Below are 24,662 nucleotides of genomic sequence, written 5' to 3'. Positions count from 1 at the left end.
ACTTGCAGCCCTTCCGGCTATGACCCGCCCACCCCTCCTGCCATGAACGGAATCGCATTGACCAAGAAGGATGAGAAGATCCACAAGAACGGCCCGCTGATCGGCATCGACGTCGGTGGCACCGGCATCAAGGGCGGCGTCGTCGATCTCAAGAAGGGCAAGCTCGTCGGGGACCGCCTTCGCATCCCCACTCCGCAGCCGGCCACGCCCGAGGCCGTCGCCGAGGTCATCGCACAAATCGTTGACGAGTTGTCTTCCCGTTCGGACGCCCCTGCCAAAGGTTCGCCTGTGGGCGTCACCTTCCCTGGAATCATCCAGCATGGTGTGGTCCGTTCTGCCGCCAATGTGGACAAGTCCTGGATCGACACCGACATCGATTCCCTCCTCACCAAGCGACTGGATCGCCCCGTCGAGGTCATCAACGACGCCGACGCAGCCGGCCTCGCGGAAGCCCGCTACGGAGCTGGCGAAGGCGTTAACGGCACCGTGCTCGTCATCACCCTCGGTACCGGAATCGGCTCGGCCTTCATCTTCAATGGCCACTTGGTGCCCAATGCCGAGCTCGGCCACCTCGAGGTGGACGGCCACGACGCGGAAACCAAGGCGTCCGCCGTCGCGCGCGAACGCGATGGCTTGAGCTGGGAAGAGTACAGCGTCCTGCTGCAGCGCTATCTCTCCCATGTGGAGTTCCTGTTTTCCCCTGAGCTCTTCATCATCGGCGGCGGGATTTCGAAGCGTTCCGATGAGTATTTCCCGCACCTGAAGTTGCGTACGCCCATCGTTACGGCGGAGCTGAAGAACGACGCAGGAATCGTCGGAGCGGCCCTCGACGTCGCCCTTCACCACAAGCTTGCCAAGTAAGTGATGCCGGTGGCGGCTGCGGCTTCCCCTCCGCAGCCACCACCGGAGCTAGAGTGCGCTCTTCTCGGAGCTTTTGCCGGGGCCCTTTGCTGCATCCTCGGCCTCGTGGCGAAGGAGCGAAATGGCTGATTCGAAGTCCTCCAGGGATTCGAAGGCCTGATAGACGCTGGCAAAGCGCAGGTAGGCGACCTCGTCCAGTTTCTGGAGCGGACCGAGGATGGCCAACCCGACCTCATGGGCATCGATTTCCGCCGCACCCGAGGAACGGATGTTCTCTTCGACTTCCTGGGCCAGCATCGCGAGGTCATCCTCCGTCACCGGCCTGCCCTGGCAGGCCTTGCGCACACCGTTGATGATCTTGATCCGGCTGAAGGGTTCTCCCACGCCCGATCGTTTAATGACCGACAGGCTGGTGGTCTCCACGGTGGTGAAACGGCGGCCGCATTCGGGGCACTGCCGCCGACGCCGAATGGCTGACCCGTCGTCTGCCATGCGACTGTCAACAACGCGCGAGTCAGGGTTTCGGCAGAACGGACAATACACGCTGGACCTCCCCTGCTCGGTTCCGGCCCGCCGCCCCCGCGCCAGGAGCGGCCGGGAACGCAAAGGTGCCGGAAGTTTGACTTCCGGCACCAGTTTACGGCTACATCAGGCCTAATGACAAGAATGTAACTACTATATGTAGTAGTGCGCACCCATACATGTAGTGGTCTAGGCGCCAGCGAACCGGATCTTGACGGCGTCGCCGTGGCCCGGAAGGTCCTCGGCGTCGGCAAGACTCACAATGTGTTTGCTGACCTGTTCCAACGCGACCTTGTTGTAGCTGATGACCTGGATGGCCCGCAGGAAAGTTGTCACGTTCAGCCCGGAGGAGAAGGCTGCGGTACCGCTCGTAGGCAACACATGGTTGGAGCCCGCGCAGTAGTCCCCCAAGCTGACAGGGCTGTAGTCCCCCACGAAAATCGCGCCGGCGTTGCGGATCCTTGCGGCCACTGCGGGCGCATCCGCCGTCATGACTTCCAGGTGCTCTGCTGCGTAGGCATCGCAGACCGCAATGCCTTGCTCAAGGTCATCAACCAGCACCACGCCTGATTGCGGCCCCGACAACGCCGTGCTGACTCGTTCCCCGTGCTTCGTGGTTCCGGCCTGAAACTCGAGCTCCCGCTGAACCGCCGACGCAAGTTCCTCAGAATCGGTGATCAAGACCGACGCCGCCTTGGGGTCGTGCTCGGCCTGACTGATAAGGTCCGCGGCCACGAGCGCCGGGCGGGCCGAAGCATCAGCCAAAATGGCGATCTCCGTGGTCCCGGCCTCGGAGTCGATCCCCACGACGCCTTTCACCAGGCGCTTGGCGGTGGCCACGAAGATGTTTCCGGGGCCGGTCACAACGTCCACTGGCTCGATGGGCTGCTCGTCTCTAACACCCGGGATCCCATACGCAAAAGAGACGATCGCTTGAGCGCCACCGATGGCGTAGACCTCGTCGATTCCGAGCAAAGCGGCCGCGGCGAGGATGGTGGGGTGGGGCAAGCCGCCGAAGTCCTTTTGGGGCGGCGAGGCCAACGCAATCGAAGCGACTCCGGCAGCCAGCGCCGGAACCACGTTCATGATCACCGAAGACGGGTACACGGCGAGCCCGCCAGGCACATACAACCCCACCCGGCCCACCGGCACCCAATTCTGACTGACGACGGCGCCGTCCCCCAGTTCCACGTCGATGTTCGCGGGCCGCTGGGCGTCGGCGAAACGCCGGGCACGGCTGATGGATTCCTCCAGAGCCGCACGGACCGCCGGGTCCAGATTTTCAAGAGCCTCGGCGAGAGCCGCGGCCGGCACCCGCGGGTGGGATTGTTCCACGCCGTCGAACGCCAGGGCCAACTCGCCCAGCGCTTCAAAGCCCCGGGCGCGGACGGCAGCAATGATGTCAAGGACCTTTTGCTCGGCGTCCGCCATGGTTTGATGCTTCGCCCGGGGCACCGTGGCGCGCAGTTCGGCCAACGTGAGGGACCGTCCGCGCAAGTCAATGCGGCGAAAGTCCACGGGCAGGGCGGCGGTGTCGGCAGGATTCTCCGGAAAAATGGTCACCAGATCATTTTACGGGTCGAGCGGCTGTGCCTCCGGCTGGCGTCCCATCAAGCCGAAAAGAGTCAGGAAGAAAGTCACGAGGGCGATCGCTCCGGGCCACAGCAAGAGCGCCGCCATCGACCGCAAAGAGAATCCGTTTGCCGCGTCGCTGGAAACGGGACCCCACCACTGCGCGGCCAAGAGGCCCACCTGCCAGGCCACCAGGGCGCCTGCGGCGCCGCCGAGAACCGCCAGGAAGGTACGGATGCCCTGACCTGGCTTCTGCGCCTTGCTGTCGAGGAGGATGGCCGTGAAGCAGCCTGCAAGCAGGAAAATCCCGGCCAAGACCACATCCCGCGGAAACCGGCCTGCAGAGGCAGAGGGATCCGCGAGGGCGGGATTTCCAGAGATGACATTAAGGCCGCCCGGGGCCAACACCCACCAAACGAGGCCGAGCCCTATGCCCGAAGCAACGGGTACGGCGAGCCATAGCCACCATCTTGGTGCCCGCGTTTCCGTATCCGCACCGGCGCCTGTCACAGGGGCGGAGTCGAGAACATTCGATGTTGGCTTGGTCATGACACAAACATTAACAAACCTTCCTGAAAGCTCCACAAGTAAGCTCCCTGGCGGGCCGCGGAATACGCTGAACCCATCAGCTTTATTACTAGTACTTCATCAGGAGATCGAGCAAAGTGTCGTCGGACAAACCGGCTTTCGAAGCAACGTTCAAGCAAATGTTCCGTCGGCATGCCGCCGGTGTTGCCATCATCACCGCCAACCTCAACGGAAAGCCGTTCGGCTTCACCGCGACCTCAGTCGCTTCGTTGTCCGCGGAGCCGCCCCGATTCACGTTCAATATGTCCCGCAGTTCCAGTTCCTGGCCGGCGATTGCGAATTCGACATATATCGGCTTGCATATGCTCGGTCTCGAGAACCAGGCACTTGCGGACCGTTTCGCCCGCACCCAGGAACGGTTCGAGGGCGATCACTGGGAACCGGGACCCTTCGATGTTCCCCTCCTGAAGAACGTGCCAGGTTGGCTGATCGGCAAGATCCAGATGCGGCTTTCCTTCGAAAACAACGCGATCGTGGTTGTCGAAGTCATCGACGGCCTGGTGGGCGACGACGATACGCCCCTGCTGTACCACTCCGGCGCCTACGGACAGCCCGTTCCGCTCGACTACGAAATCTGACTCGCGGGGATCAGCTGTCCAGGCAGGTCGGACCGAGGAGAACCTTGAGGTCACCGAACAGCGACGGCGTGGGATTCACGCGCAGGTGCACCGGCAGGCCCATGACCTCCACTTTGGAGTCACCCTGCAGATGAAGCCTGACCTCGGAGTTTCCCCGGTGGGTGTTCAAAACGTCGCGAAGATCGGTGACAACAGCCTCAGTTGCCTTGTAGGTGGGCATCGTAATGACCAGCGGACCGTTGGTACTTTCACTCAAGTCCGGAACTGAGAGCTCCATGCAGTTCAAAGTGACCGCACCGTCGTCGCGCCGTTGCAAACGGCCCTTGACTACCACGATCAAGTCCTCCGCCAGCACCGAGGCAATCGGGCCGTAGACCTGGCCGAAGAACATGACCTCGATGGATGCACCGAGGTCTTCGATCTCGGCCCGCGCGTAGGCGTTGCCGCTTGCCTTGGCGATCCTGCGGCTGAGGGACGTGATCATGCCGGCAATGGTGACGATGGCGCCGTCGTGCGGTCCGTCTTCGCCCAGGATCGAGGTGATCGACTGCTCGGCGTGCTGGCTCAAGACGCCTTCAAGCCCTTGCAACGGGTGGTCCGAGACATAGAGCCCAAGCATGTCGCGCTCGAAGGCAAGCTTGTCCTTCTTTTCCCATTCCGGCAGGTCCGGGATCTCCGTGCTCAGGGAGGCCTCGGGTTCCTGGTCCTCGAAGCCGGCAAACAGATCGAACTGGCCAATCGCTTCGTTCCGTTTGAGTGTGATGACGGAGTCGATCGCTTCTTCGTGGACCATGGCCAACGCACGGCGGTGATGGCCCAGGGAGTCGAAAGCACCGGCCTTGATAAGGGACTCGATAGTGCGCTTGTTGCAGACCACCGCCGGAACCTTCATGAGGAAGTCCTTGAAGGTGGTGTAGGCGCCTTCGCTCGCACGGGCCGCCACCATGGCCTCCACGACGTTGACGCCAACATTGCGGATGGCCCCCATTCCGAAGCGGATGTCAGTTCCCACAGGGGTGAAGTTGAGGCTTGACTCGTTGACGTCGGGCGGCAGGACAGTGATGCCCATGCGCCTGCATTCATTGAGGTAGATGGCCGATTTGTCCTTGTCATCGCCCACGGAAGTAAGCAAAGCAGCCATGTATTCGGGAGCGTAGTGGGCCTTCAGGTAAGCAGTCCAGTAGGAGATGACCCCGTACGCGGCCGAGTGCGCCTTATTGAACGCATAATCGGAGAACGGAAGCAGGATGTCCCACAGGGTTTTGACGGCAGCCATGGAGTAGCCGTTGTCCTGCATGCCTTGGGAGAAACCAGCAAACTGCTTATCCAGTTCGGATTTCTTCTTTTTGCCCATGGCACGGCGCAGGATGTCGGCTTGGCCCAGTGAGTAGCCGGCCAGCTTCTGGGCCACGGCCATGACCTGCTCCTGGTACACGATCAGGCCGTACGTTCCGCCAAGGATTTCCTGCAGGGGCTCGGCGAGCTCCGGATGGATGGGGATGACCTCTTGGATCTTGTTCTTCCGGAGGGCGTAGTCCGTGTGGGCATTGGCGCCCATGGGGCCCGGCCGGTACAACGCCAACACGGCGGAGATGTCTTCGAAGTTGTCAGGCTTCATGAGCTTGAGCAGCGACCGCATGGGTCCGCCGTCGAGCTGGAACACACCCAAAGTGTCGCCACGCGCCAGCAGCTCGTACGACGCCGCGTCGTCCAACGCCAGGTTCTCGAGATCGAGGTCGACTCCGCGGTTCATCTTGATGTTTTCCAGGGCGTCGGAAATGATCGTCAGGTTCCTCAGACCGAGGAAGTCCATCTTGATCAGCCCGAGGCCCTCGGACGTCGGGTAGTCGAACTGGGTGATGACCTGGCCGTCCTGGATACGGCGCATGACGGGAATGACGTCGATGATGGGGTCCGAGGACATAATGACCCCGGCGGCGTGTACGCCCCATTGGCGTTTCAGTCCTTCGATGCCCAGGGCGGTCTCGAAGACCTTGGCCGCTTCGGGGTCCGTGCTGATGAGCTGGCGGAAGTCTCCGGCCTCGCCGTAGCGCTTGGCTTCCGGGTTCTGGATGTCCGCAAGCGGGATGTCCTTGGCCATCACGGCCGGCGGCAGGGCCTTGGTGAGCTGTTCGCCCATGCTGAACGGGTAACCCAGCACGCGGGAGGAGTCCTTGAGCGCTTGCTTGGTCTTGATGGTGCCGTAGGTGACAATCATCGCCACGCGCTCGTCGCCATACTTCCGGGTGACGTAGTCGATGACTTCGGAGCGGCGGCGATCATCGAAGTCGACGTCGAAGTCGGGCATGGACACGCGATCCGGGTTGAGGAACCGCTCGAAGATCAGGCCATGTTCCAGCGGGTCGAGGTCCGTGATGCGCATCGCATACGCCACCATGGAGCCCGCACCGGAACCACGGCCCGGGCCCACCCTGATCCCGTTGTTCTTGGCCCAGTTGATGAAGTCGGCCACGACGAGGAAGTAGCCCGGGAATCCCATGGACGTGATGACGTCGAGCTCATAGTCGGCTTGCTTGCGCACCTTGTCCGGGACGCCTTGGGGGTATCGGTAATCAAGTCCCGTGGCTACCTCCTTGACCAGCCAGGACGTCTCGTCCTCGCCTGGCGGGCACGGGAAGCGGGGCATGTAGTTTGCGCCCGTGTTGAAGGACACTTCGCAGCGCTCCGCGATCAACAAAGTGTTGTCGCAGGCCTCGGGATGGTCTCGGAACAGCTCGCGCATCTCCTGCGGGGACTTCAAGTAGTAGCCGCTTCCGGAGAAAGCGAATCGGGAGCCGCCATTGTCATAGGTGGGCTCGAGCAGGGTGGAGCCCGACTGGATCGCCAACAAAGCCTCGTGGGCCTTGGCGTCATGCTCATGCGTGTAGTGGAGGTCGTTGGTGGCCACGAGCGGAAGCTTCAGTTCCTTGGCCAGGCGCAGCAGATCGCCAGTGACCCGCCGTTCGATGTCCAGTCCGTGGTCCATCAGTTCGCAGAAATAGTTTTCCGCACCGAAGATGTCACGGAACTCGGAGGCCGCGGCCAGGGCCTCCCGGTATTGCCCTAGCCGGAGCCGGGTCTGGACTTCGCCCGAAGGGCAGCCCGTGGTGGCGATCAAGCCTTCGGAATACGTGTTCAGCAGCTCGCGGTCCAAACGGGGCCATTTACCGAACACCGAGTCGAGGGAGGCAATCGACGATGCCCGGAATAGATTGCGCATGCCGACGTTGTTGTAGCTCAGCAGGGTCATATGGGTGTAGGCGCCACCACCGGAAATGTCGTCCTTCCGCTGGCTTTCCTCGCCCCAGCGAACGCGCTCCTTGTCGCCTCGCGCCGTGCCCGGCGTGACATAGGCCTCGACGCCGATGATCGGCTTGATGCCTTTGTCCGTGGCCTTCTTCCAGAAATCGAAGGCGCCAAACAGGTAACCATGGTCCGTGGTGGCAAGCGCAGGCATCCCGAGCCGCTCCGTCTCATCGAACAACTCGGTGAGACGGGCCGCACCATCCAGCATGGAGTATTCGGTGTGGGTGTGCAGATGGACGAACGAGTCATTGCTGGAAGTCACCACGACAGTCTACCGGCAGGGGTCGCGAGGTTGGAGTGGCACGCCTGAAGCACGAATCCGGCTACGCGTTGCCGCTTTCAAGAAGCTCCAGCGCATACTGCAGGTCCGCCGGGTACTGGCTGGTGACTTCCACCCATTCACCCGAGCGGGGGTGGGTGAAGCCAAGCTGGCGCGCATGCAGCCACTGCCGGGTCAGCCCCAGGTTCGCGGCCAACCGTGGATCCGCGCCATAGGTCAGATCACCCGCGCAGGGATGCCGGAGGGCCGAGAAATGCACGCGGATCTGGTGTGTCCGGCCAGTCTCAAGGTGAATTTCCACGAGGCTCGCCTTGCCATAGGCTTCGAGGACTTCGTAGTGCGTTACGGACGGACGGCCATCCTCGATCACCGCGAAACGCCAGTCATGCCCGGGATGGCGCCCGATGGGCGCGTCGATGGTGCCCTCCAGCGGATCCGGCAGCCCTTGGACCACTGCGTGGTACACCTTGTCCACGGTGCGTTCCTTAAAAGCCCGCTTGAGCACCGTGTAAGCGTGCTCCGTCTTCGCCACTACCATGACGCCGGAAGTTCCGACGTCGAGGCGGTGGACGATGCCGGCCCGCTCGGGCGCTCCGGACGTGGAGATCCGGTATCCGGCACCGGCGAGGCCCCCGACCACAGTGGGGCCGACCCAACCCGGTGACGGGTGCGCCGCCACACCAACTGGCTTGTCGATGACAACAAACTCGTCATCGTCCAACAAGATATTCAGGCCTTCCACGACTTCCTCCACGATTTCCAAGGGATCCCGGCGTTCGGGAACAGTGACTTCCAGGACGGACCCGGCGACGAGCTTCGCCGATTTGCCCACCGCACTGGCTGAGACGGTCACGTTGCCCTCGGCGATCAGCAAGGCAGCCGCGGAACGGGAGATATCCATGAGCTTGGCCACGCCTGCGTCCGCCCTGACGCCGTCCAGCTCTTCGGGCACCACGAATTGCTCAGACATCGCCGGGATCCTCGTCGGTCCTGGGCATGCCGGTTCGAGGCCGGGCGGCGTGCTGCCGGGAGCCATCGAGCCCAATCCCGCGCAGAGTCAGAAGGCAGATGATCGCGACGCCGGAAACCACTGCTGAGTCTGCGATGTTGAAGATCGCGAAATTGGGAAATTGAATGAAGTCCACCACGTGGCCCATGGCGAAAGAAGGCTCACGGAAAAGCCGGTCCGTGAGGTTTCCGAGCGCGCCACCTAGCAGGAGGCCGAGGGCAAGTGCCCACCAGGCCGACCCCAATCGACGCAATTGGAACAAAATCACCACCGAAACGGCCGCCATAATGATCGTAAAGACCCACGTGACGTTTTCACCGATCGAGAACGCAGCACCGGAGTTACGGATGTAGTACCAGTGCAGGAGCGGCGGAAGGACGGGGATCCGTTCACCTTCGACCATGGTGCTGGTGACCCAGAGTTTTGTCAGTTGGTCGAAGGCATACGCGAACACGGCGAAGCCTGCAAAGACCCAAAGCAGTGCGGGACGCCAGATGTGGGTTTTGATGCGGACCGGCTCCGTGGTGCCGTCAATTTGTTCGTCGCTCATAGTACTTTCATTCGGTAACCGTGGCTTTTCACGCCTTAACAGGCGAAAGCCGGTGGCCGAGGAATCCCCAGCCACCGGCTTTCAGAATACTTGCTAGACCTCTGCAGCGGCTTCGCCGACCTCAGGAGCCGCAACCGAGCCGCGGGCATCCAAGTCACGCAGCTGGCCTTCGATGTATGCCTTCAGGCGGGAACGGTAGTCACGCTCGAAGCCGCGGAGCTGCTCCACCTTGCGTTCCAGAACCGAGCGCTGCTGCTCGAGAGCACCGAGGATCTTGCGGGACTTGTCCTGCGCGTCGTTGACGAGGGTGGAAGCTTCGATCTGTGCCTCGGCAATGATCTTTTCCTTCTGCTGCTCACCATCAGCGACGTGCTTGTCGTGCATCTGCTGCGCCATGGCGAGCAGGCCCGCTGCGGACTCAGCAGAAGGAGAGCCGACAGAAGCGACTGGAGCGGGGGCCGGAGCGACGGGCGCCGGTTCCTTCTTCTTGTCAGCTTCGACTGCCTTGGCTTCGGCTTCCGCCTTGGCCTGGGCGTCCTTGTCGGCCTTCACCGGCGCGGGCACCTTTTCGATCACGGGTGCCGATACTGCACTGGCAGGAACCGGGTTTCCGCCTTCGGCGAGCTTCTTGCGCAGCTCGTCGTTCTCTTGGTTCAAACGCCTCAGCTCGACGACGATTTCGTCGAGAAAGTCGTCGACCTCGTCCTGGTCGTAGCCTTCGCGGAACTTGGTCGGCTGAAAGCGCTTGTTGACAACGTCTTCTGGCGTCAAAGCCATCTGGTCACCTCGTTGGTCTAGTTAGTCAGTAGGCCTTCCGGCCGTTCAAAACTACGGTACCTAAATATCATCTGATTCCCCCAATTCAACACCATGTGTTGGCTCGAAGGATTGCAGCCCACGGGCCGAAGAAAACAGATCGTCGGAACATGCACTACGGAAAAGCTACGCCAGCGTCCAGACGAATCCCATCGCGATGCTGACGATGATAAACACGATCAGAAATGCCAGATCAAGCGACACTCCTCCAAGCTGCAGGGGTGGAATGAGCCGGCGAATCCGTTTCAGGGGCGGATCAGTCACGGAATAAACCACGTGCGCGGTGACGAGCGCAGCGCCTCGGGGCCTCCACTGGCGAGCAAACATCTGCACCAGATCAAAGACGAGCCTAACGATGAGGGTGACCAGGAACAGCAGCAATGCAATGTAGATAAGGCCGAAAACTATGCCCACGGGTTAGCTCAGATCTCCTAGTTCGCCACTTTTCGGTCAGTCCCTCTATTGCAACACAGATGCCAGGCAGATCGCTCTGCCTGGCATCTGTGTCAATGGTGCTAGCTTTGGTTGAAGAACGTTGCCTGCGCCTCGCTGGCCTTCTTATCGTCGCCAAGGACTTCGACATACGACGGCGACAACAGGAATACCTTACTGGTGACGCGCTCGATGCTGCCATGGAGTCCGAAGACCAGGCCGGCCGAGAAATCAACGAGTCGCTTGGCATCTGCCTCGCCCATGTCCGTGACGTTCATGATCACGGGGATACCGTCCCTGAAACTTTCGCCGATAATCTTGGCGTCGTTGTAGGACCGGGGATGGACGGTGGTGATCTGCCTCAGTCCGGAGGCGTCTTCGCGGCTCGAAGCCGCACGCTTGATAGGTGTCACGGGTGCGCGGTATTCCTCTTCGGCGACAGGGGGGACTTCACGAACTACTTCACGTACAGGCGCAGGGGCGCGGCGCTCTTCGCGATCATGGTCAACGGAACGGTCCTCGTCCGCTTGCTGCATGTGCTGCTCAGACTCGTAGTGATCATCGCCATCGGCGAGCCCAAGATAAACCATTGTCTTGCGCAGTGCGCCAGCCATGCTGGACTCCTATCGTGTCTGCAGTAGGCGGGCCGCCCATGACTTGACATCGCTGAAATCCCGGCCCGTCGCTTCCAATACTTCGACGCTACCCCACCTGCGGACGCGAACCGAGAATATCCGAGCCAATTCTCAGGTGTGTCGCACCGAAGTGGACAGCAGCTTCAAGGTCCTGGCTCATCCCGGCGGATATCCCCACGGCACCCGGGTGCAACCGCCGCAGATCCATTGAAATACCTGCGAGTTTCTCGAACGCTTGCTCCGGGGGCGCTCCGAGCGGCGCGACCGCCATCACGCCGGCTAGATGCAGCCCGGCTGCGGTAGCGATGGATTCGGCGAGGCGTTCGATGTCGGACGGAGCAGCACCGCCGCGGTGGGCACCGGCGTCGTCCTCGAGGCTGACCTGGATGTAGCAGTCAAGATCCGGCCTGCCGGACTCGGACTGTTGCCGAGCAACCGCCTTGGCCAGTGCCTCGGAGAGCTGCGCGCGATCAATTGATTGGACGGAGAATGCGTACCTCGCAACCGACTTTGCCTTGTTGCTCTGCAATTGACCGATGAAGTGCCAGCGCACCGGGAGCCCGGCGAGCTCCGCGGACTTCCCGGCCGCTTCTTGGTCGCGGTTTTCGCCGACGTCCGTCACGCCCAGCGCCGCGAGCCGGGTGACATCCGCTGCGGGATGGAATTTGGTGACGACAATCAGTTGGGGCTCTTCGCTGCGTCCAGCCGCCAGGGTTGCCGCAGCGATTCTCTGCCGGACGGCGGCGAGCCGTTCCCGCAGCTCGACTGTCCGCGGATCAGTGCCGCCAGTACCCGCAGCCGGAGGGACTTCACTCATGGGTCCACACCAAACCTGCAAAGCGGCCTGTTTGCTGATTGCGCCGGTAGGAGTAAAGCCGGGCAGTCTCCCGGGTGCACTCCCCCGAGTACTCGACCGTGACTCCAAGCGCTTTCAGCTGAGCCCGCACGCCGGCGGGCAGGTCCAGAGCAGGCGTACCCCACGAGGTTGTGGACCAGGTTTCCGGGACAGCGGCAGCAACGTCCGCCCGCAACTGTTCGGGAACTTCGTAGCATGCGCCGCAAATGGATGGGCCTACCCAGGCGCTGATGGTCGCGGCACCTCGGCAGCGCATATTCGCCACAGTGGCCGAAACGATATCTACAGCAACACCGGGCCGGCCGGCGTGGACCACCGCAAGGACTGAGTCGATTTCGTCCTGCACTTCGCCCAACAGCACGACGGGGACGCAATCTGCCACCATGACGGCGAGCGGCTGTCCCATGGACACCATAGCGTCAGCCGTTGGACCGTCGCCGTGCGCGGTGATGAATTCGACGGCGTTTCCGTGGACCTGGTTCATATATTGGAAATGCCGTTCGCCGAGCCCTGCTGCTGATTCCAGCCGGGCCCGGCGCGCCGTGACGTCGTCAGGATTGTCCGCCACGTGCAGTGCGAGGTTGCCTGCATCGACATCGGTGAAGGCGACCGAAATTCCTGGCCGTACTTCTTTTCGCCACCAAAACACTGCTGACTGACTCTCCTGGAATGACGTGAACGGACCGGCTACTTCAGGAAGTCCGGAACGTCCAGGTCGTCGGTGCGGCTTCCGGAAAGGTCCGGTTCGACGACCGCCGGAAGGTCTACGTCGAAACCCGAGTCGGCAGGGAGTGCCGAGGGGCGCTGCTGGCCCCAGTTACTCAAACCCGAGGCGCCGATCCCGGCAGCAACGTGCTGCGGAGTCGAATAGGCCGGGGCAGCTGCGGGCGCTGCAGGACGGTCCGGGATCGAAGACGCCTGGTGCTGGCCCGCCTGTTGGGAGGTGTGCTGGTTCATCGACGGTGAGGTGGCCTTGACGTCGTCAAAACCAGCGGCGATGACCGTGACGCGTGCTTCGTCACCCAGGGCGTCGTCAATGACGGCACCGAAGATGATGTTGGCCTCGGGGTGGGCCACTTCCTGCACGAGCCGCGCGGCTTCGTTGATTTCGAACAGACCGAGATCCGATCCGCCCTGGATGGAGAGCAGAACGCCGTGGGCACCGTCGATCGACGCTTCCAGCAATGGCGAGGCAATGGCAAGCTCTGCCGCCTTCACCGCACGGTCCTCACCGCGTGCCGAGCCGATACCCATAAGGGCCGAGCCGGCACCCTGCATGACGGACTTGACATCGGCGAAGTCGAGGTTGATCAGGCCGGGTGTCGTGATGAGGTCCGTGATGCCCTGAACACCGGACAGCAGTACTTGGTCAGCGGAACGGAAAGCGTCCAGGACGGAGACGTTACGGTCGCTGATGGAGAGGAGGCGGTCGTTGGGGATGACGATGAGGGTATCGACTTCGTCGCGCAAGGCATCGATACCTGCCTCGGCGGAACCGGCCCGCCGGCGGCCTTCGAAAGTGAAGGGCCGCGTCACGACACCGATGGTCAGAGCGCCGAGCGAGCGTGCGATCCGCGCCACGACGGGGGCGCCGCCGGTTCCGGTTCCGCCGCCTTCGCCTGCAGTGACGAAGACCATGTCGGCTCCACGAATTACTTCTTCGATCTCATCGGCGTGGTCCTCGGCGGCCTGGCGTCCGACGTCGGGGTTGGCGCCTGCTCCCAGACCGCGCGTGAGCTCGCGTCCGACGTCGAGCTTGACGTCCGCGTCGCTCATGAGGAGAGCCTGGGCATCGGTGTTGATAGCGATGAACTCGACGCCGCGAAGGCCGACTTCGATCATTCGGTTAACTGCATTCACGCCACCGCCGCCGATGCCGACGACCTTGATGACGGCCAAGTAATTCTGCGGTGCTGCCACGTTTCGTGCCCCTTGCTTGTGTCCTATAGCGAAACAGATCGAGTCCAACTTGAATTCTTGGACCTTAACCCTCTAGTTGAAGGTTATAGTTATGTCAAGTAACTCCTAAGTGACGGTATGGGCTATGAATCCGACATTCAATGACCGCCTCCGCGTGTCGTGCGAAAGTCCGAAAAATAGCGCCATACATCAGCGAAGTTACTTCCCGGAATTGGCTACTTGGTGAACGGGTGCCGCGGGGCGCTGACGTCGTAGACGTTCACTGGAACCTTGGGATTCGCCGGAGCCTTCAGCAACGCCTCGAGAACCCTCGCCTTCAGTTCCTTTTCGTCCGCATTCCCCCACACCACGATCTTGCCGTCAGTGAGCTTGAGCTCTACGGCATCGGGCGACGTGGCCGAAGCGCTGGCCATCTTCGCCAGGACATCGGGCGGCAGTGTCGCAAGGACACTCGTAATCGCCTTGAACAGGTCCTGGTTGGCTCCTTGTCCGTCGACCAGGGGCAATGGAACCGAGGCTGGATCCGCGGTTGACCCAAGCTGCACTCCATCGACATCAACCAAAAGATAGTTGTCCCCGCTCTTGACCAACGCCACGGGTACCCGCTCCACAACGTGGACCAAAAGTTCGGACGGCGGGCGCGCCTCGGTGCTCACGGAACGCACCTGGACCAACGGTTTGAGCAGCGCGGCGATTTCGGCGTCGCTGACCTGCGGAAGCGGTTTTCCCTTTACCGGTTCCAATGCCTTCTGGACAGCCCCCGGCTGGAGCAGCTTGGTGCCGTCGACCGACACCGTGCGCACGGCGAAAACCGGCGAATAGATCGCCGCAACGAGTATTCCGGCGACCAAAACGACGATGACCGCCAACGCCGTGAGCACCGTCCGCCGCCGCTTGCGTCCTTTCGGCTCCGGGAAGGCCAGTACATTGCTGTCCTTGCCGCGAGCGGCTTCTTGGGGACCGCCGACGGAATCGTCGAGGCTGCGTTCAGCACTGACGACTCCGCCTCGGACTCCGGGCTTCCGCTTGAAAGTGGGCTTCCGGGTATCAGCCACCCAACAACTCCACGATCCGGGGCCCGTAAGCCGTCACGTCGCCAGCTCCGACGGTCAAGACGATATCGCCCCCGCTGGCCGCCGCAAGGACTGCGTCCAGCGCTTCCTGTCCGGCCCCCACCAGCCTGCCGTTCTTGAGGCGCTCCGTGATCATCGTGCTCGTGACCCCGGGAATGGGATCTTCGCGGGCAGGGTAGATGTCCAGCACGAGCGCCGTGTCCGCTTCGCCGAGCGCCTCGGCAAAATCTTCGGCGAATTCCCGGGTGCGCGAAAACAGGTGCGGCTGGAAGAGCACATGCACTTTGTTCCCACCTGCCACGGAGCGGGCCGCGGACAAGGCAGCCCGAACCTCGGTGGGATGGTGGGCGTAGTCGTCATAGACCCGCACCCCTCTCCCCTGACCCTTGAATTCAAATCGCCGCGATGCTCCCGTGAAGCGGCCCAGGGCTGCCGCGGCGGCCTCTGGTGCCACTCCCAGTTCGACGGCGACGGCGAACGCTGCAGCCGCGTTCAGCGCGTTGTGCCGCCCGGGAACCTGGAGGTCAAGCCGGTACCGCTGTTCGTCGATGGACACCCAGACATCACCCGGCCCTCCATCATGTAGGCGGATATCGGCGTCCTCTGCCGTCCCGTAGCCCAGCACCCGGGTGTTGCCCGCCGCACGGGTCCGTCCCGCGAGGGCCCGGGCACCGTCGTCGTCGGCGCAGGCGAACAGAGCGCCTGCAGCCGGCAACAATGCGGCGAAACTGTCGAAGGAGGCAAAGACGGCCTCTGGAGTGCCGTAGTAGTCCAGATGATCGGCTTCGACGTTGGTGACAACGGCGATGAGGGGCCTGTAGTTGAGGAAGGAACCATCCGATTCGTCGGCCTCGGCGACGAAGATGTCCGAGCTGCCGTGCGCTGCGTTGACACCCAGGGCGGGCACGTTGGCCCCGATGGCAAACGACGGATCCAGGCCCGCTTCCTTGAGCAAAACAGCCACCATTGACGTGGTGGTGGACTTGCCATGCGTGCCGGCCACGGTCACCACGCGGTCCGCGCCCATGGTTGCCGCGAGGGCCTCGGAACGGTGGAGCACGGGAAGTCCTGCCGCGCGGGCCGCTTCCAATTCCGGGTTGTCAGTCCTGATGGCTGAACCTGCGACGACGGTCTGCGCGTCACCAAGATTTTCTGCGGCGTAGCCGACGCAGATCCGGGCCCCGGCGGACCGCAGGTCCTGCATGACGGGCAGGTCTTTGGCATCCGAGCCGCTTACCGGAACTCCGCGGGCCACCATGATCCGCGCGACGGCGGACATGCCCACCCCGCCGATACCGATGAAGTGAACCCGGCCGAGGGACGAGAGGTCTGTGAGGGGCTGGGTCATTCGGATACCGCTTCCAAGACGAGATCAGCCACCCGCTGATCAGCATTTCTGATGCCAAGTCCTTTTGCCTTGCTGGCCATATCCTCAAGGCGCGTTTGATCCGTGAGCAGCGGAATCAACTCGGCTTTGAGCCACTCCGCGGTCAGCGCCCGATCATCGACCAGAAGCGCCGCGCCTGCCTTGACCAAGGCGGAAGCGTTCATGGCCTGCTCGCCGTTCCCGACCGGCAAGGGAACGAATACCGCAGGAAGCCCGACGGCGGCCACCTCGCTGACTGTTGCGGCTCCGGAGCGGGCAAGGAGGACATCCGCTGCCGCGTAGACGTTCTCCATGCCGTCCACGTATTCCACCTGATGGTAGCCTTCGGCTGCCAGGAGGGCGCCGCCGTCGTTCGTCACTGCCTTGCCGCGGCCGGTGATGTGGAGTGTTTGGATCCCGGCTTCGGCCAAAGCGGCAACGGCGCCGGCGATGGTGAGGTTGATGCTCTGGGCTCCGGAAGAACCGCCGGTGACGATGAGTGCAGGTTGTCCGGCATCCAGGCCCAGGGATCGCCTGGCGGCCGCACGGCCGGCCGCACGATCCAAACCGGCGATGGCCTTGCGCATGGGCATGCCGACGTGGCGGGCGTGCCTCAACCTGGTCTCCGGGAAGGCCACGGCAACATGCTTGGTGAACATCGCCCCGACCCTGTTCGCAAGCCCGGGGCGGGTGTTGGCCTCATGAATGACGATGGGGATCTTCCGGCGCCATGCCGCAAGGTACATCGGCGTGCAGACGTAGCCACCCACGCCCAGCAAGACGTCGGCTTGGGCATCGTCGAGAATACGGCCGGCCTGTTTGACGGCTGCCGTGAGCCTCCCGGGCAATTTGAACAGATCTGCGGAAGGTTTCCGGGGAAACGGAACCCTATCAATCGTGGCCAGCTCGTATCCCGCGGCCGGAACGAGGCGGGTTTCCATTCCATTCGGCGTCCCGACGGCAAGGATGGCCGCATCCGGCCGCAGCGACTTGAGGGCATCGGCGATGGCGAGCAAGGGACTGATGTGTCCTGCCGTCCCGCCGCCGGCCAACACCACGGAGAGAGGCTTGGGCTGGGAATTCTGGGGTTGGGAATTCATGGAGTGCTATGTACGCTTTCGTGCAGGTTTCACAAGACGCCAACGCGGCTTGGAGGGGCTGGCAGAAGCCGTTTGTGCCCGGGCCAAAGACAACACTACGCCCACGCCGCATAGTGACATCACCAACGCTGAACCGCCATAGGAGATGAAAGGCAGCGGAACACCGATCACGGGAAGCAAACCTGCCACCATGGCCATGTTGATGACGGCTTGCCCCAGCATCCAAGCCATGATCGATCCGCCCAACACACGGGCGAACAAGTCTTCCTGGTGGCTGACGACGCGATAAATGGCAACGGCCAGCAACGCGAAGAGCACCAAGACCACGATGGTTCCCACCAGGCCGAGTTCCTCCCCGATGACGGCGAAGATGAAGTCATTGTGGGCTTCAGGGATCCACTGGTACTTTTGCCGGCTCTGGCCGAGCCCCACGCCAAGCCAACCACCGGAAGCCAGCGCGTTCATGCCCTGTTCACTCTGGAAGCCAATGTCGCTTGCCCCCGCGCAGCTCTGCCCCATCCACGAGGTAATACGGCACATCCGGTTTCCGCTGGTGGCCGCGAGTATCAGGGCTGCAGCGGCGGCAACGCCACCCGCCGCAGCGAAGAGCTTCAGATTGACGCCGCCGAAAAACAGGCCGGCAGCCATAATGAGCATGACCACCAGCGAGGTGCCGAGGTCGTGGCCTGCAACGATCAGGCCAATGATGCAAAACGAGACCGGGACGATCGGGACCAGTGCGTGCGTCCACTTGTCGAGGAGCTTTGCCTTCACCGAAAGGACCGTGGCCATCCAGAGCACTAGCGCGAATTTGGCATACTCCGACGGCTGGAAGGTGAACCCGCCTATCTCGATCCAGTTCTGGTTGCCCAGGACCCGCTTGCCGATCACCAGGACGAGCATCAACAAGGCAACGGCAAGCACAATGGCCGGCCACGCGAACCTCTTCAGCCACAGGACGTTGACTCGTGAAAGCACCAGCATTGCAACGATTCCGATACCGGCAAACATGCCTTGCTTTGTGGCTATGGAGTATGGGGATTCCCCGGCCGCAATCGATTCGACGCTGGAGGCGGACAGGACCATGATGATCCCGATGGCTGTCAATGCGAGTGTCGCGCCAAGGATCAGGTAATAGGTAGAGCTGCTGGTCGGCTTGCCGTTTCCTTCAAGGTTCGACCAAAATCCGCCGACCCCGGACCGAATGCGCGACGGTAGCGAGGCTCGAGCAGCGCCTGCCGCGCGTCCAGCGGGGGCTGCCTTAGGGGCCCGAGTCCGCCCGGGCCCCCTGCGCGTGGGCGTGCTGACCATTGCTACTCCTCGGTGGTCTGTGCCTGGCCTTCCACAAGATCGCGCACTGCCCGGATGAAAGCATCGCCACGGTGAGCGTAGGAAGAGAACTGGTCCATGGAGGCAGCCGCCGGGGCCATCAGCACAGTATCGCCGGACACAGCGATACTGGCTGCCGACTCGACAGCGTGGGCCATGACGGTGTCGCCGAAGATCGGAGACGGTTCCGCGGCGGCACCAGCTGAATCGGCGGACTGCACCATTTCAGTGTCGCTCTTCGGCTGCCCGATTACGGGCACATCCGGCGCGTGTCGTTGGAGGGAGGCTTCAAGATCCGCGGTATCGGATCCGATCAGCACCACGGCCTTGAGCCTGCGTGCGTTGGCCTTGACCAGTTCGTCATAGTTGACGCCCTTGGACAAGCCGCCCGCAATCCAAACGACGTTCCTGAATGCCGACAGGGCCGCCGAGGCGGCGTGTGGATTGGTCGCCTTGGAATCGTTGACCCAAAGCACACCGTTCTGTCTGGCCACCGGCTGGATCCGGTGGTCTCCCGGGAGATAGTTCCTGAGACCCTCGCGCACTGCCGCCGGATCCACGCCATAAGCGCGCACCAGTGCCGCAGCAGCCAGAGCGTTGGCAACCATGTGGCGTGGAGCAGCCAGGCCGAGATCCGCCAGCGAGGCAAGTTCCACGGCGGAGCTCTTGCGTTCTTCGATGAACGCACGGTCCACGAGCAACCCCTCGACGACGCCGAGCATGCTCACGGCCGGAGTCAAAGTGGTGAAGCCGATTGCCCGGCAGCCCTCCACGACGTCGGCCTCTTCCACCATGCGTTCGGTCTCGACCTGCTCGGCGTTGTAGATACACGCCTTCTGGGTGTTCTTGAAGATCTTCGCCTTGTCCGCGAGGTAGGACTCGTAGGATCCGTGCCAGTCAACGTGGTCCTCCGCAACATTGAGGCAGACACTGGCGACCGGAGAGATCGACTCACTCCAGTGCAGCTGGAAGCTGGAGAGTTCAACCGCGAAAGCATCGTATTCCACCGGGTCGCGGAGGGCATCAAGGATGGGAGTGCCCACATTCCCCACAGCGATCGCTTTGAGGCCCGCTGCCTGCAGCATGGCCTCGGTCATGCCCACCGTGGTGGTTTTGCCGTTGGTACCGGTGATCGTGAGCCAGTCCGCGGTCTTGTGGCCTTTGCGTTCGCGCACCCGCCATGCGAGTTCGACGTCGCCCCACACTGGCACGTGGGCACGCTTGGCAGCTGCCAGGAGGGACTGGTCCGGGCGCCAGCCCGGTGACGTCACCACAAGTTCGGCCTTTTCACCGTCCACCAAAGGCAACTTCTTGACGGCGTCCTGGCCGAGGAGGACGTCGGCAGCGCCCACGATCTTCAAGGTGTCCGCCTGGGCCGCGGCCTTAGCGCTCGTGGCGGCGTCGACCACCACCACCCGCGCACCGAGTTCGATAAGGGTGTCGGCGGCAGCGAAACCGGAGACGCCGATGCCCGTCACAACGACGCGCAGGCCTTTCCATTCGGAATCCCAGCTGACGAGGTTCTCAAGCCGGTCATTGGCCGAAGGTTTGGTTTCAGGAATTGCGCTCACAGCAGCACCACCCATTCAGCATAGAAAATCCCAAGGCCGGCGGCCACGAACAGGCCACAAAGAATCCAGAATCGGACAACCACAGTGATCTCGGCCCAACCCTTGAGTTCGAAATGATGTTGCAGGGGGGCCATTTTAAAGACCCGCTTGCCCTTGGTGACTTTGAAATAGCCCACCTGGATGATGACGGACAAGGTGATCAGGACGAAGAGGCCGCCGATGATCCCCAAGAGAAGCTCGGTGCGGGAGAGGATCGCAAAGCCGGCCACCGCGCCGCCGATGGCCAGGGAACCGGTGTCACCCATGAAGATCTTTGCCGGGGACGTGTTCCACCAAAGGAAGCCCACCAGCGCAGCACTGCAGATAGCCGCCAAGAGTGCCAGGTCAAGCGGATCACGGACCGAATAGCAACCGCTGCCCGCTTCGCGCGGTGAACCACAAGCCTGGTTGTTTTGCCAGATTCCCATGAGTGTGTAGGCCCCGAAGACCATGATCGAGGCGCCCGCGGCGAGGCCGTCCAATCCGTCTGTCAGGTTGACGCCGTTGGTCGCTGCGGTGACGATCAGGTTCGACCAGATGACGAACAGGATGGCTCCCAGGACGGTACCTCCGAAGGCCAGGTTCAGCCATGGGATGTCGCGCACCAGGGAAATATGCGTGGAGGCCGGTGTGATCCCCTTGGCGTCCGGGAAGTTCAGGACCAGCACGGCGAAGACAATGCCGACGAACGCCTGCAGGATCAGCTTGGCCTTGGCATTGAGCCCCAGGCTGCGTTGCTTCGAAATCTTGATGAAGTCATCGAGGAAACCAACGAATCCCATGCCGACCATGAGGAACAACAACAACAAGCCCGAAGCGGACGGCCCGGGTGAATGCGGATTCATCATCCACATGATCAGGTGGGTCACTCCGTAGCTGATGAGGACTGCGGCCACCACGACCGTGCCGCCCATGGTGGGCGTGCCGCGCTTGGTGTGGTGGGACGTGGGGCCGTCGTCCCGGATGAACTGGCCGTAGCCCTTGGTGACGAGGAACCGGATGAATAGTGGTGTTCCGATCAAGGCCACCAGGAGGGCGACGCCTGCGCCGATCAACAGTGCAATCACAGCAGCTCGTTCCCTTCATTGGCGGCAGTCGCAGTCGCGGTGTTCGCACTCGTTCCGGCTTGTGGGGGTAATGCTATCCGATCCCCCAAATACCGCAGGCCGACTCCGTTCGAGGACTTGAACAGCACAAGATCGCCCGGTTCAAGCTCAGCCTGCAGGAGTTCGTAGGCCTCGTCCGCCGTTTCTGTGAAACTGCATTCGTTGCCCCAGGAGCCTTCCTGGATCGCGGAAACGTACAGCGCCCGGGCCTCTCGGCCAACCACCACGAGCCGGGAAATGTTCAAGCGAACCACTTGGGTCCCCACGGCCGTGTGTTCACGAATGGAATCGTCGCCGAGTTCGCGCATCGCGCCGAGCACGGCCCAGGTGCGGCGTCCCTGGCCGAGATCGGCAAGGGTGCGCAAGGCTGCACGCATGGATTCGGGATTCGCGTTGTACGCATCGTTGATGACGGTCACCCCGTCTGCCCGCTCGGTGCGTTCCATTCTCCACCGGCTGGCCGGCGACTGCTCGCTCAGCGAGGCGGCAATGTCGGTCCCGGAGATTCCCGCCGCGAACGCGGCCGCTGCAGCGGCAAGCAGGTTGGTGATGTGGTGAGCACCGATCAACTTGCTGTGGACGGCATGGGGGGCCGCGCCGTCGGGCAGGCTGAGTTCGAAGACCGGATGGCCGTCTTGATCGATATCGGCGTTCCTCGCCTCTACCCCCGCGCCGGAGGCACCGGTGGAGGTTGTTCCAAGCACTGTGGCCCGCGTGCGGGAAACCATCGCCGCGACACGCGTGTCGTCGAGGTTGATGACGGCCGTCCCGGCTTCCCCCAGTGCCTCGACAAGTTCACCCTTCGCTTTGGCGATGTTCTCGACGCCACCGAATTCGCCAGCGTGCGCTGTGCCGACGACAAGTACCACGCCGATGTCGGGTTGGACCATTTCGGCGAGGTACTTGACGTGTCCCACACCGGTGGCTCCCATTTCGATCACGAGGTAGCGCGTACCGGCGTCGGCTCCGAACACCGTGAGCGGTACGCCGACTTCACCGTTGTACGAACCCTGGGGAGCCACTGTGGCCCCGGCACGGGAGAGAATCCCGGCGAGCAGGTCCTTCGTGGTGGTCTTCCCCGCCGAACCTGTGATGCCAATGACAGTAAAGCCCTCACCCTTGACGGCGCGGGCAGCACGGATGCGGCGCACGGACTCAGCGGCCAGAGCACCCATCGCGAGCACGGCGTCATCGACGACGACGGCGGGGTAGGGCCGGCCGGCATCGTCGGAAATGGCGCGCTCGGTTAGCGCCAGGACGGCACCGCGCTCAAATGCGGCGCCAACATAAACATGGCCATCGGCGTTTTCTCCGGGCTTGGCAACGTACATCGATCCCGCGGCCGCCTCACGGGAATCGGTGACGATGGACTCGGGAACAATGCCCGGGTCCGCCATCAATCGGCCGTTGGTGATATCGGCGATTTCCGCCGCAGTAAGTGCAATCATCTCGGTCTAGGACTCTATCCGTTTGTCCGTGGAAATTCTGAATCTCCTGGCTGTCAAGGCTGCCCGCAACTCGACCCGGTCATCGAGCGCAAGGTTGACACCTTTCACTTCCTGCCAAACCTCATGGCCCCGCCCGGCGATCAGGATGGTGTCCCGTTCAGTGGCCAATTCCACGGCGCGCCGGATGGCAAGCTCCCGGGGGTACGCTTCGACGATCTCGCAGCTAAGTTGCTCCGACTCGCGGGCGGCTTTGGCCCCGGCCAGTACCTCCGAGCGAATGGTTGCGGCATCTTCGTCGTGCGGGTCGTCGTCGCTGATGATCACGACGTCGGCGAGCCGGGCGGCTATGGCGCCCATGGTCGGCCGCTTGCCTTGGTCGCGCTGGCCTGTGGCCCCGAAAACGACGATGACCCGGGATCCGGGTTCTTGGGAACGCACGGCCTTCAGGGCCCTGGCCAGGGCGTCCGGGTTGTGCGCGAAATCAACGACAGAAGCCGGAGCGTCCGAGATCAGTTGCATCCGGCCCGGCACGGAAAGGGTGAAAGGATCGTATTTGTCGAGGGCCGCCTGCAATGTCTGCGGATCGACACCCGAATCGAGCACCATGAGGGTGGCGAGTGCCGCGTTCGCGACGTTGAAGTCCCCCGGCAATCCTGTGTGGACGCGCAGGAGCGTTCCGTCTCGGTGGCGCAATTCGAAGTCGTTTCCTAGCCCGCGTTGCTTTGCCGATTCCACCGTCCAGTCAGCATCCGTGCCCGGCACGGCGGAAAGGGTGGTCACGGGAATTCCCGCTCCTTCCGCCAGCAAACGACCCCACTCGTCGTCCACGGTGACCACGGCGCGCCGAGCGCGGGACGCGGAAAAGAGTTCCGCCTTGGTCCGGAAATACTCGTCCATGCTTCCGTGGAGGTCCAAGTGATCCTGGGTGAGGTTCGTGAAGCCGGCAACGTCGAACGTGACCGAGTCGACCCTGTGGAAGGACAGGGCGTGCGAGGAGACCTCCATGGAAGCCGAGTCCAGCCCCCGCTCGCGCATGAGCGCGAGAAGGGCATGAACATCCGTTGACTCGGGCGTCGTCAGCAGACTGGGGATGGCCTCTGCTCCCGCAAGAATTTCTATCGTCCCGATCAAGCCTGGATTCCTGCCCAGGGCGCGAAGAAGCGCGTTGATGAAGTACGTCGTGGTGGTCTTGCCGTTGGTACCCGTGACGCCGAACAGCGTGGGAAAAGCCTCATCGTGGGGCTGGCTTCGATAGATGAGGGCAGCAAGGGGCCCGACGGCGGCACGAGGACTGCTGACGATCAACACAAGGATAGCAAGATCGTCGAGTGCCAATTTGCGTGCGCCGTCTTCATCAGTCAAGACGGCCACGGCGCCTGCGGACACAGCTTGGGGGACAAAGTCGGCCCCATGGCGTGTGGCGCCCGGCAATGCCAAGTACAAGTCGCCCGGCTCGACGGTGCGGGAGTTCAGGGACACCCCGGTCACCGACGTCTTGGCTGAGTCCGGTGGCAGCACGATTCCTAGCGAGGCTGCGATGGTTTCGAGGGAAACGGACTCCACGACGGCGGGACGGAAGCCGGCTTTGTCCGTAGCCGGCGGATTCCCGGAAGGGATCGATGCGGCGTCATTCTGCTCTGACAATGGGTCTCCGTTGGTACTCGTAAAACTGGCCGCGCAGGAACCGTGGGACTCCTGGAAACGG

Annotated in this window: 22 protein-coding genes; 2 read left to right on the top strand and 20 right to left on the bottom strand. The window is 62.7% G+C overall.

What is annotated here, in order from left to right; translation table 11 throughout:
• Positions 1-57 precede the first annotated feature (57 nt).
• Positions 58-861 carry a polyphosphate--glucose phosphotransferase gene (ppgK, locus tag A3M3_RS0113165; protein ID WP_028266734.1) on the top strand — a complete coding sequence of 268 codons (804 nt, stop codon included), beginning with the start codon at positions 58-60 and terminating at the stop codon, positions 859-861.
• 48 nt (positions 862-909) lie between these two features.
• Here ppgK and nrdR read toward each other — a convergent pair whose 3' ends face one another.
• From nrdR to A3M3_RS0113150, 3 genes are all read right to left on the bottom strand, one after another.
• Positions 910-1,404: a transcriptional regulator NrdR gene (gene nrdR, locus A3M3_RS0113160; RefSeq protein WP_028266733.1), complete on the bottom strand. Its 495-nt coding sequence runs from the start codon at positions 1,402-1,404 to the stop codon at positions 910-912.
• Between the two features lie 168 nt (positions 1,405-1,572).
• Positions 1,573-2,946, bottom strand: a complete 1,374-nt coding sequence (hisD, locus tag A3M3_RS0113155; protein ID WP_028266732.1) for a histidinol dehydrogenase — start codon at positions 2,944-2,946, stop codon at positions 1,573-1,575.
• A gap of 9 nt (positions 2,947-2,955) precedes the next feature.
• Entirely contained in the window at positions 2,956-3,504 is a 549-nt protein-coding gene (locus tag A3M3_RS0113150) for a hypothetical protein (RefSeq protein ID WP_028266731.1), read from the bottom strand.
• Between the two features lie 158 nt (positions 3,505-3,662).
• Between A3M3_RS0113150 and A3M3_RS0113145 the strand changes: the two genes are divergently transcribed.
• On the top strand, positions 3,663-4,121 hold the full coding sequence (locus A3M3_RS0113145; protein ID WP_155854452.1) for a flavin reductase family protein: 459 nt from the start codon (positions 3,663-3,665) through the stop codon (positions 4,119-4,121).
• Between the two features lie 10 nt (positions 4,122-4,131).
• On the opposite strand, the gene dnaE is transcribed toward A3M3_RS0113145, so the two are convergent.
• From dnaE to A3M3_RS0113060, 17 genes are all read right to left on the bottom strand, one after another.
• The gene (gene dnaE / locus A3M3_RS0113140) at positions 4,132-7,689 is read right to left on the bottom strand and encodes a DNA polymerase III subunit alpha (RefSeq protein WP_028266729.1); all 3,558 of its coding nucleotides are present in this window, start codon (positions 7,687-7,689) and stop codon (positions 4,132-4,134) included.
• A 61-nt stretch (positions 7,690-7,750) separates the two neighbouring features.
• Positions 7,751-8,677, bottom strand: a complete 927-nt coding sequence (locus tag A3M3_RS0113135; RefSeq protein ID WP_028266728.1) for an RluA family pseudouridine synthase — start codon at positions 8,675-8,677, stop codon at positions 7,751-7,753.
• Positions 8,670-9,266, bottom strand: coding sequence for a signal peptidase II (lspA, locus tag A3M3_RS24995; RefSeq protein ID WP_051423159.1), 597 nt, complete (start codon positions 9,264-9,266; stop codon positions 8,670-8,672). Before lspA ends, A3M3_RS0113135 begins: the two co-directional genes overlap by 8 nt.
• Before the next feature lie 93 nt (positions 9,267-9,359).
• Positions 9,360-10,043, bottom strand: coding sequence for a DivIVA domain-containing protein (locus A3M3_RS0113125; RefSeq protein ID WP_028266727.1), 684 nt, complete (start codon positions 10,041-10,043; stop codon positions 9,360-9,362).
• Positions 10,044-10,208: 165 nt separating this feature from the next.
• Complete coding sequence (locus tag A3M3_RS0113120; protein ID WP_028266726.1) at positions 10,209-10,496, bottom strand: YggT family protein; 288 nt, start codon at positions 10,494-10,496, stop codon at positions 10,209-10,211.
• Positions 10,497-10,597: 101 nt separating this feature from the next.
• Entirely contained in the window at positions 10,598-11,128 is a 531-nt protein-coding gene (locus A3M3_RS0113115) for a cell division protein SepF (protein ID WP_028266725.1), read from the bottom strand.
• A gap of 88 nt (positions 11,129-11,216) precedes the next feature.
• Positions 11,217-11,966, bottom strand: coding sequence for a YggS family pyridoxal phosphate-dependent enzyme (locus A3M3_RS0113110; protein WP_028266724.1), 750 nt, complete (start codon positions 11,964-11,966; stop codon positions 11,217-11,219).
• The gene (locus A3M3_RS0113105; protein ID WP_028266723.1) at positions 11,959-12,654 is read right to left on the bottom strand and encodes a polyphenol oxidase family protein; all 696 of its coding nucleotides are present in this window, start codon (positions 12,652-12,654) and stop codon (positions 11,959-11,961) included. The genes A3M3_RS0113110 and A3M3_RS0113105 overlap by 8 nt, the downstream gene beginning before the upstream one ends.
• Positions 12,655-12,692: 38 nt before the next feature.
• Complete coding sequence (gene ftsZ, locus A3M3_RS0113100) at positions 12,693-13,925, bottom strand: cell division protein FtsZ (RefSeq protein WP_028266722.1); 1,233 nt, start codon at positions 13,923-13,925, stop codon at positions 12,693-12,695.
• Between the two features lie 215 nt (positions 13,926-14,140).
• Positions 14,141-14,980, bottom strand: a complete 840-nt coding sequence (locus tag A3M3_RS0113095; protein ID WP_028266721.1) for a cell division protein FtsQ/DivIB — start codon at positions 14,978-14,980, stop codon at positions 14,141-14,143.
• The gene (gene murC, locus A3M3_RS0113090) at positions 14,973-16,346 is read right to left on the bottom strand and encodes a UDP-N-acetylmuramate--L-alanine ligase (protein WP_028266720.1); all 1,374 of its coding nucleotides are present in this window, start codon (positions 16,344-16,346) and stop codon (positions 14,973-14,975) included. Before murC ends, A3M3_RS0113095 begins: the two co-directional genes overlap by 8 nt.
• Complete coding sequence (murG, locus tag A3M3_RS0113085) at positions 16,343-17,464, bottom strand: undecaprenyldiphospho-muramoylpentapeptide beta-N-acetylglucosaminyltransferase (protein ID WP_028266719.1); 1,122 nt, start codon at positions 17,462-17,464, stop codon at positions 16,343-16,345. Before murG ends, murC begins: the two co-directional genes overlap by 4 nt.
• Before the next feature lie 6 nt (positions 17,465-17,470).
• Positions 17,471-18,775 (bottom strand): putative lipid II flippase FtsW, encoded by a 1,305-nt coding sequence (ftsW, locus tag A3M3_RS0113080; protein WP_028266718.1) that lies wholly within the window; start codon positions 18,773-18,775, stop codon positions 17,471-17,473.
• 2 nt (positions 18,776-18,777) lie between these two features.
• Positions 18,778-20,379, bottom strand: a complete 1,602-nt coding sequence (murD, locus tag A3M3_RS0113075; protein WP_051423158.1) for a UDP-N-acetylmuramoyl-L-alanine--D-glutamate ligase — start codon at positions 20,377-20,379, stop codon at positions 18,778-18,780.
• Positions 20,361-21,470, bottom strand: coding sequence for a phospho-N-acetylmuramoyl-pentapeptide-transferase (gene mraY / locus A3M3_RS0113070; RefSeq protein WP_028266716.1), 1,110 nt, complete (start codon positions 21,468-21,470; stop codon positions 20,361-20,363). The genes murD and mraY overlap by 19 nt, the downstream gene beginning before the upstream one ends.
• The gene (locus A3M3_RS0113065) at positions 21,467-22,957 is read right to left on the bottom strand and encodes a UDP-N-acetylmuramoyl-tripeptide--D-alanyl-D-alanine ligase (protein ID WP_028266715.1); all 1,491 of its coding nucleotides are present in this window, start codon (positions 22,955-22,957) and stop codon (positions 21,467-21,469) included. Before A3M3_RS0113065 ends, mraY begins: the two co-directional genes overlap by 4 nt.
• 6 nt (positions 22,958-22,963) lie before the next feature.
• Complete coding sequence (locus A3M3_RS0113060) at positions 22,964-24,601, bottom strand: UDP-N-acetylmuramoyl-L-alanyl-D-glutamate--2,6-diaminopimelate ligase (RefSeq protein WP_028266714.1); 1,638 nt, start codon at positions 24,599-24,601, stop codon at positions 22,964-22,966.
• Positions 24,602-24,662: the final 61 nt, after the last annotated feature.

This window comes from Arthrobacter sp. MA-N2, assembly GCF_000517125.1.
GTDB classification, from domain to species: Bacteria; Actinomycetota; Actinomycetes; order Actinomycetales; family Micrococcaceae; genus Arthrobacter; species Arthrobacter methylotrophus.
Note: the sequence above shows the minus strand (reverse complement) of the source record. Positions and strands in the feature narration are given on the sequence as shown.